General features: G+C 36.1%; 6 protein-coding genes. 4 read left to right on the top strand and 2 right to left on the bottom strand.

Going from position 1 to position 7,174, the window contains the following annotated elements:
• Positions 1 to 164: 164 nt before the first annotated feature.
• Positions 165 to 2,927 carry a TonB-dependent receptor gene (locus tag ACY65O_RS00315; RefSeq protein ID WP_462218850.1) on the bottom strand — a complete coding sequence of 921 codons (2,763 nt, stop codon included), beginning with the start codon at positions 2,925 to 2,927 and terminating at the stop codon, positions 165 to 167.
• A 139-nt stretch (positions 2,928 to 3,066) separates the two neighbouring features.
• Between ACY65O_RS00315 and ACY65O_RS00310 the strand changes: the two genes are divergently transcribed.
• From ACY65O_RS00310 to ACY65O_RS00295, 4 genes are read left to right on the top strand one after another with little or no spacing between them, the layout of a single operon-like run.
• The gene (locus ACY65O_RS00310; RefSeq protein ID WP_462218849.1) at positions 3,067 to 4,002 is read left to right on the top strand and encodes a phosphoribosylaminoimidazolesuccinocarboxamide synthase; all 936 of its coding nucleotides are present in this window, start codon (positions 3,067 to 3,069) and stop codon (positions 4,000 to 4,002) included.
• 26 nt (positions 4,003 to 4,028) lie between these two features.
• Positions 4,029 to 4,478, top strand: coding sequence for an ABA4-like family protein (locus ACY65O_RS00305; RefSeq protein ID WP_462218848.1), 450 nt, complete (start codon positions 4,029 to 4,031; stop codon positions 4,476 to 4,478).
• Positions 4,475 to 5,236: a hypothetical protein gene (locus tag ACY65O_RS00300; protein WP_462218847.1), complete on the top strand. Its 762-nt coding sequence runs from the start codon at positions 4,475 to 4,477 to the stop codon at positions 5,234 to 5,236. The genes ACY65O_RS00305 and ACY65O_RS00300 overlap by 4 nt, the downstream gene beginning before the upstream one ends.
• Positions 5,237 to 5,253: 17 nt before the next feature.
• Complete coding sequence (locus ACY65O_RS00295; RefSeq protein WP_462218846.1) at positions 5,254 to 6,369, top strand: lactonase family protein; 1,116 nt, start codon at positions 5,254 to 5,256, stop codon at positions 6,367 to 6,369.
• Between the two features lie 191 nt (positions 6,370 to 6,560).
• Here the strand turns inward: ACY65O_RS00295 and ACY65O_RS00290 are convergent.
• Positions 6,561 to 7,174, bottom strand: a 614-nt coding sequence (locus ACY65O_RS00290) for a sensor histidine kinase (RefSeq protein ID WP_462218845.1), incomplete at its 5' end; no start/stop codon positions are given.

Raw genomic sequence — 7,174 nt, 5'->3', positions numbered from 1 at the left:
TGGGTAAGTTGGTGTTGGTAATGCAGCAAACTGTTCTAAATCTTTATTACACGATGTAAGAAAGAAAAGGCCGGATAAAAGCACTAAGTAAATTGTCCTTAGTTTATTATTTATTTTTTTCATTATAGTAAGTTTTATTTTTAAAATTGGATGTGGTACTGATTTTAATAAACATTGTATCCAAAACTCACGTAGTACAAACCACCAATTTGTGAGTTGCCGATAGCATTGTAATAATATTGGTTCAGCAAATTATTAGCCCCAAATTTTATGATTGATTTTGTTTTTGGAAGTTTTACACTAACCTGTGCATCTAAGGTGTGTACGTCAGGTAATTGGCCGTTAGCAAAATCTCCCTGGTAATAAAAACCCTGCTGCCACCTGTAAGCCATATTAAATCCTAAACGCTTATCACGGCCAAAACCAACATTACCAAATGTTAAGTTGGTTTTATATTTTGGTGCATTAAAGTAAGCTACAAAACCAGTTGGTACATCTTTCAATACATCAGATGCTACGTTGGCACCCAACGTAAAGTTTAATGGCAACCTGTAATCAACACTTAATCCAAAGCCATAAGTTTTTACTTTATCGGCAGTATTAACCGGCACAGATATATTTCTTCTTTTAGAAGGATTATTTATATCTGCAGCAACACCTGTTGTGGTTTGTAAAGTATTTACCCTGCCTAAAAAATCCTGGTACTGGCCAAAATAACCATACATATCAATCAATAATTTATTTTCCATCAGTAACCCTTTATAGCCCCCTTCGAATGAGCTAACCGATTCTGGTTTTGCTACATTAGGTACAAAAACCTGTGGGCTACCTGCAGTTACGCTTGTTGTAGTATATAATGGATTGGCTGCATAATTTAAATAAGTTGCAAAAGAAGCATTGCTGCCCACTAAACGTGTACTGCCCACCTGTAAATTGATCCACTGCGATTGATTGCTGGGGAAACGGTAAGCTGTTTGATAAGACAAACGCAAATTATTATTCTCTGCCAATTTAACCAATGCTGTAACCCTTGGTGTAAAACGACCATCAAAATTTTGATTCTTATCATATCTGCCTGAAGCCGTTAATTTAATGCGGTTGGTTATAGCTCTTGTTGCCTGTATGTAGCCCCCATATTCCGAAGTGCTGATAGTTCCTGTAGAATCTGCAAATAATGTACCCTGAGAATTTAATACATATTTTTTATAATTCACACCTACCAGGATATCTGCAACATCTTTTGTAACTGAAGTGAAATTATAATTTCCTTCATAAGCATATAAGTCAGATTTATCTAACAGCAAACCGCCGTTTTGAGAAATTGGTTTTTTACGAATGGCATCATAAGCTGAAAGAAAAGCAGGAGTACCTGCTGCTGGCCTTCCCACATCTGCCAATGCCCGTGAAGCCTGGTGAGCATCATATTCTGTCATCCCATTCATTCTGTTACTCAAATATGAAAATGCATATTGAATATACCAGTCGGTAGGTAAGGGCGTTGGGTTGCCTGCAGCATCAGTTGTTACTGATTTTTTCCATGATTCATTAAATAACCTGGTAGTTGCTGTAGTGTTGTAAGATTCTCCGGCATTTTCCTGAGTTGTATAAGCTCTTAGCGACCAGTTTTTGCTGTTTATTTCAAATTTATACTGGCCCATTTTAAAATCTTTAAGCGAATACCTGTCGCTACCGGTATAAATGGTATTACCTGTACCCCAATATCCTGCTACTACGGCTTCAGTATTTTCGGATAACTTATAATGCATTGACCCTGCCAGTTTAAAATTAACTGTATTAGGATTAATTAATTCTTTTTCAGAATAACCGGTACGGGAAACATTTTGTGGAGTAGAAAGTAAACCATTAGCATTAATAAAATTAGCTGCTCCGGGTAAACTTCCTGCAATGCTGCCGAAAAATGCACGGATATCAACAGTAGTTTCGTCACCATAAACATTTATACCATCGTAGTTAGGATCAGTTTTTCTATCACCCGGTATTACAAAGCCTGTTGTAGCAGTTCTGCTGTAATTCCTGTTATCGGTACCCAACCAGTCTTTTGCCTGAATTAATTCGGCATTTATTTTAAATGCAAATTTTTCAGAAACTTTATTGGCCCATCTTAAATTCCAGTTATGATAAGGGGAGGCTGGCCTTTGTCTGCCGTCGGTATGCATAATACCGGTTTTAACTAAAAAGGATAAGCCCTGGTATTTAAATGGGTTTTTACTGGTCATCAGTAAAGTTCCGTTCATACCGCCCGGGCCGTATAATGCGGAAGATGCACCTGCCAGCAATTCAATATTATCAACATCCAGTTCGCTTAAACCAATAATAGCACCTACCGAAAAATTAAGGCCGGGAGCCTGATTATCCATTCCATCAACCAATTGATTGAACCTTGTATTACCGCTGCTGTTAAAACCACGGGTAGTAGGTGTTTTAAAAGTTAAAGACGATGTAGTAACATCTACCCCTTTTAAACCAATAATAACATCGTAAAAACTTGCTGCCGGCGCATTGCGAATATTAGCTGCACTTACTCTTTCAATTGAAACCGGCGACTCCATTATTTTTTGAGGAACCCTTGTAGCAGATACAACTACCTCCTGACCTAAAGCCGCAGAGGGTTTAAATTCTACCTGTGTAAATGCTGCATTGCTTACAGTTACTTCCTGTAATTCGTAGCCCACAGAAGATACTAGTAAAGTAACCGGTAAGCTTTTAACTGTTATTTTAAAATTTCCTTTATCATCTGTAAAGGTTCCGGCGGTACCGCCTTTAACTGTAATGGAAACAGCTCCTGCACCTTCTTTTGTACTGCTGTTTCTAACATTACCGCTTACAGTTACATTTTGTGCAAAGGCTGTAATTGTTACAGCATTGGCCAGTAAAAAAGTAACCAGATAGCTTGCAATTTTTCTCATATAGCGTATTTTGGGTTTTAAATATCAGGCAATAATAAGCATTGTTATTTTTCTTTTAAAATTTTCTTTCTAACCGCCTGTTGATATATTGCCTATAACAAATTTAGGCATTTCTACTGCTTGATGTTATTTTAGCAGTATGACTCCATTTAAATTACCCGGACAAACAGCTTTTTACAAAGGAAAAGTAAGAGATGTTTACTCCTTTTCCAACGATATATTAGTAATGGTTGCCAGCAACCGTATATCTGCCTTTGATGTTATTCTGCCCCGTTTAATTCCTTTTAAAGGACAGGTATTAACGCAAATTGCTGCTTACATGCTGCATGCAACCAAAGATATTTGTCCTAATTGGTTATTATCAACGCCTGCACCTAATGTAAGCATTGGAAAAAAATGCGATCCATTTAAAATAGAAATGGTAGTACGGGGCAATTTAACCGGCCATGCCTGGCGAACCTATTCATCGGGCAATAAAATATTGTGTGGCGTAACTATGGCTGATGGTATGAAGGAAAATGATTATTTCCCCTCCCCCATTATTACACCCAGTACCAAAGCTGCCGAAGGGCATGATGAAGATATAAGTGCAGCGGAAATTATTAAACAGGGCCTGGCCACTGCAACCGAATGGGACATTCTAAGTAAATATGCTTTACAATTATTTGCAAGAGGAAAAGAAATTGCAGCTAAGCAAGGTTTAATTTTAGTAGATACCAAGTATGAGTTGGGCAAAATGGGTGATGAAATAATTTTGATGGATGAAATACATACCCCCGACAGCAGCAGGTATTTTTATGCCGATGGTTTTGAAGAAAGGCAACAAAAAGGCGAACGCCAAAAACAATTAAGTAAAGAGTTTGTAAGAGAATGGCTGATTGAAAATAACTTTATGGGTAAAGAAGGCCAAACCGTACCCGCCATGAGTGATGAATGGGTAGAAGTAATAAGCAAAAGATATATTGAGCTGTATGAAAAAGTAATTGGAAAAAAATTTATACCTGCTGAGTTGAGTGATGAAGAAACTGAAAAAATAATTGTGAAAGAATTAAAGAATTTGCAATTACAGCCATAAGATTTTTAAACTATAAATTACTGATAATGTCTGCTGATGAAATATTTAAACTCTGCAATACCATTGCATTAGTAAGCTGGCTAATTTTAATTATTGCAACACCTTTTTGGAAGCATACCAATAAATTTTTAGTTGGAATTATAATTACACTTTTTTGCATAGTTTATGCCTGGTTAATTTTCAGTAATTTTCATGCAGATGATTTTGAAAAATTCAGCACATTAGACGGTGTGGTAAGTTTATTTGCCAATAAAACTGTGGTGGTGGGCGGATGGGTACATTATCTTGCTTTCGATTTAATGACAGGAATATGGATCACCAATAATGCAAAACAGCATGGTATTAACCATTGGATAATTGTACCTGCTTTAGTTTTTACTTTTATGCTGGGCCCTGTTGGTTTACTTATTTACCTGTTTATTCGTTTTGCAAAAACAAAAAAATATTTTGCAGCTAATTACAATAATATACCATGAGTATTTTAAGCGAATTGCGCCGCAGAAATAATTTATTGTACTGGTGCGGTATTTTTAATATTGCTGTTGGGGTTATATGCTTTGCGCTGCAGTTTACGGACGATGTAAAAATATTAGGTGTAAGCCGCTGGCTTAAACCTATGAAGTTTTATTTATCAGTTGGCTTACTGGCATTTACATTAAACTGGCTGATGTATTATTTATCTAACTCAAAACTTGTAAAAATATACAGTTGGATAATTGCAATCACCATGCTTATTGAAAACGGAGTAATATTAATGCAGGCTGTACGTGGCACCACATCGCATTTTAATATCAGTTCTCCTTTCAACGGTATTGCTTTTGGAGTAATGGGAATTATTATATTAATTTTTACCATCACGGCTGTTTTTATAACCATTAATTTTTTTGTGCAAAAAAAATTTTCTATTTCGCCTGCTTATGTTTGGGGTATCAGGTTAGGTTTAGGTTTTTTTATTTTAGCATCGGTAGAAGGAGGCTTAATGATAGGATTATTTACCCATACAGCTGGTGCAAAAGATGGCAGTGAAGGCTTACCTCTTTTAAACTGGAGCAAACAGTACGGCGATTTGCGCATTGCACATTTTTTTGGTTTGCATGCATTGCAAATATTACCCTTGCTGGGTTATTATATTGCTAAAAATAAAAATCAGCTGTTTGTATTTGCAGGGTTATATTTAATTTTTATTACAGCACTTTTTATTCAGGCTGTAAAAGGTATTCCATTATTTTTTTAACCGTTTCAAACTTAGTCATGAAAAAAAATATTCTTTTGCTGCTGTTGATCGCTCCTTTTATACTTTTTGCCCAGGAACATTATTTACTGATTGGTACTTACACCGGAGGAAAAAGCGAAGGTATTTATGTGTATAAATTTAACAGCACCACAGGCGATAACAGTTTTGTGAGTGTTGTAAAAAGTTCTAACCCTTCTTATTTAGCGGTATCACCCAACAACAAATTTGTATATGCTGTAAATGAAAATGCCGACAGTACAAGATTTACTGTTGGTGGAAATATATCTGCTTTTTCATTTGATAAAACCACCGGAACACTTACGGAAATAAATAAACAGCCCTCAGGTGGTAAACATCCCTGCTATGTTGCTGTTGATAAAAGCGGGCATTGGATTTTTGCAGGCAATTATACCAGCGGCAGTATTGGTTTGCTGCATGCCAACAACGATGGCTCGTTGGATACCATTAAACAAATTATACAGCACCACGGCAGCGGGCCTAATACACAAAGGCAGGAAGGGCCGCATGTACATTCTACCAATCTTTCGGCAGATAATAAATATTTGTATGTACCCGATTTAGGTATTGATAAAGTAATGATCTATTCTTTTGATAAAACAAAGGGAACATTAAAATATAAATCTGCTGCACCATCTTTACCGGGTAACGGGCCAAGGCATTTTGAATTTGCCCCTAATAATAAATTTGCTTACCTGATGGAAGAAATGACCGGCACAGTAGTTTGTTACAAAGCTAACAATGGCAACTTACAATTTGTGCAACGCATTAGTGCATTGCCTGCCGGGTTTAAAGGCACTATTGGCAGTGCCGATATTCATGTTGCCGCCAATGGAAAATTTTTATACTGCAGCAACCGTGGTGATGCCAACAGCATCAGCATTTTTACAGTAAACCCTGCTAATGGAAAATTAACTTTAAGCGGCCATCAATCTACGTTAGGTAAAACGCCCCGTAATTTTAATTTTGACCCCAGTGGTAATTTTTTATTAGTGGCCAACCAAAACACTGACGACATTACAATTTTTAAAATTGATAAAAAAACAGGCATGTTAAGTGAAACGGGAAAAAAGATAAGTGTGGGAAACCCGGTTTGTTTAAAGTGGGTGAAGTAGGGATTGTTACGGATGTAAAATTTTAAAAAATAAAAACAAATAAAATTTTGTTTTTTCACTTAGATAAAAACTTAATAAAGATTTGCTGTACATGAGTGTCTCCTTTTAGGCCTGGCCAATGAAACTAAATATGGATAATAAGGCAGGCTGAAAAAAAATATTTTTTAAAGACAGGGAATTTTATTTTTAATTTATGCTTTTGGTATTACAAAACTAAATCTGCTGCCTTTACCAATTTCGCTTTGCACAAAAATTTCGCCGCCATTTTTATTTAAAAATTCTTTACAAAGCATTAAGCCAAGGCCGGTACCGGTTTCGTCGGCGGTACCTTTTGTGGTAAAATAATTATTACCAAATAACTGGTTAATATTTTCTTTGCTTATACCCATTCCGGTATCTTTTACAAATACTTCAACGGTTTCATTTTTTATAGCTGCCCCTAGGGATACTTCACCATTTTCAGGAGTAAATTTAATGGCATTACTTAAAAGATTTCTCAGTACCAGGTTTATCATATCCTTATCTGCATAAATATAAACGGGTGCATCTGTTTTTGTTTTAAGATATACTTTTTTATTTTCTGCCTGCAATCTCAACAGTTGTTGTACTTCCGTAATCATTAAACTTACATCAATCAGTTGCGGATTTATACTTGCACCTTCCATCTGGCTTTTTGCCCATTGCAGCAAATTTTCCATAAGGCTGGTAGCATAATTAAGGTCGTTTAAAATATCTGGCACCAGTACTTTTATTTCTTCGCCGGGCAAATCATATTGCTGCATACTTTTAAACAGGTTCCGCAATC

The organism is Ferruginibacter sp., from assembly GCF_031430955.1.
Lineage (GTDB): Bacteria > Bacteroidota > Bacteroidia > Chitinophagales > Chitinophagaceae > Ferruginibacter.
This window is presented reverse-complemented; position numbering and strand designations above follow the sequence as displayed.

Excerpts from the sequence above, each read along its gene's own strand:
- ACY65O_RS00315 (WP_462218850.1), bottom strand. The coding sequence starts at position 2,927 with ATGAGAAAAATTGCAAGCTATCTGGTTACTTTTTTACTGGCCAATGCT.
- ACY65O_RS00295 (WP_462218846.1), top strand. The coding sequence starts at position 5,254 with ATGAAAAAAAATATTCTTTTGCTGCTGTTGATCGCTCCTTTTATACTT.
- ACY65O_RS00300 (WP_462218847.1), top strand. The coding sequence starts at position 4,475 with ATGAGTATTTTAAGCGAATTGCGCCGCAGAAATAATTTATTGTACTGG.
- ACY65O_RS00310 (WP_462218849.1), top strand. The coding sequence starts at position 3,067 with ATGACTCCATTTAAATTACCCGGACAAACAGCTTTTTACAAAGGAAAA.
- ACY65O_RS00305 (WP_462218848.1), top strand. The coding sequence starts at position 4,029 with ATGTCTGCTGATGAAATATTTAAACTCTGCAATACCATTGCATTAGTA.